This window comes from Vibrio sp. YT-19(2023), assembly GCF_033337395.1.
Map to the genome: position 1 here is coordinate 1 of NZ_JAWOQN010001084.1, position 528 is coordinate 528.

The 528-nt window shown below is 46.0% G+C and carries 1 protein-coding gene; it reads left to right on the forward strand.

Features of this window, described 5'->3' with window-relative positions; genetic code table 11:
* Positions 1-15 precede the first annotated feature (15 nt).
* The coding region (locus R7E78_RS30180; RefSeq protein ID WP_318059150.1) for an MATE family efflux transporter at positions 16-528 on the forward strand (513 nt) is incomplete at its 3' end.

Sequence of the window (528 nt, forward strand, 5' to 3'; positions counted from 1 at the left end):
TCTGGAGTATTTTTCGTGCATCGCTATAAAGAAGAAGCATCGAGTCTAATTAAATTGGCTACCCCTGTATTGATCGCGTCTGTCGCTCAAACGGGCATGGGTTTTGTCGATACCGTAATGGCAGGTGGCGTTAGCGCAACTGACATGGCTGCGGTATCTGTCGCTTCAAGCATTTGGCTGCCATCTATTTTGTTTGGTATTGGCCTGCTTATGGCTTTGGTTCCTGTTGTGGCGCAGCTTAACGGATCTGCGCGTCGCGAAAAGATCCCATTTGAAATTCAGCAAGGTGTTGTCCTTGCGTTGTTAATCAGTATCCCGATCATTGGAGTGTTACTGCAAACACAGTTCATTCTACAATTGATGGACGTAGAAGCTGTGATGGCAGATAAAACCGTCGGCTACATTCATGCTGTGATTTTCGCTGTGCCAGCTTTTCTTCTCTTCCAAACTCTGCGCAGCTTCACTGATGGTATGTCATTAACCAAGCCAGCGATGGTGATTGGATTTATTGGTTTACTGCTGAACATC